Here is a 348-nt window from a genome sequence, read left to right as displayed (position 1 = left end):
GAACGGCGCGCGGAATAGGATGAGGATGACGCCGCCTCCCCGTGGACGACACAAAGCCCACTAACACTCCCTGAGACGGCATCTCCGCCAGGCTAGGTACGGATTTAGCACGGGTCGCCCAATAATACCGATTCCAGCGCAACTTCAATCATATCGTTGAACGTGGTCTGGCGATCGGCCGCGCTTAAAGCTTCTCCGCTACGGATATGATCCGACACGGTGCAAATCGCCAGCGCGCGCGCGCCAAATTCCGCCGCTACACCATAAATCCCAGCAGCTTCCATTTCCACGCCTAAAATGCCGTATTTTTCCAGTACGTCGAACATCTGCGGATCGGGGGTATAAAAT

1 protein-coding gene is annotated in these 348 nt (G+C 55.7%); it reads right to left on the bottom strand.

All coding sequences use genetic code 11. The features are described from left to right. Positions 1-104 precede the first annotated feature (104 nt). On the bottom strand, positions 105-348 hold a 244-nt coding region (locus tag BG74_RS15720; protein ID WP_439895625.1), incomplete at its 5' end, for a phosphorylase family protein.

The organism is Sodalis-like endosymbiont of Proechinophthirus fluctus, assembly GCF_001602625.1.
In the GTDB taxonomy this organism is placed as follows: Bacteria; Pseudomonadota; Gammaproteobacteria; order Enterobacterales; family Enterobacteriaceae.
This window is presented reverse-complemented; position numbering and strand designations above follow the sequence as displayed.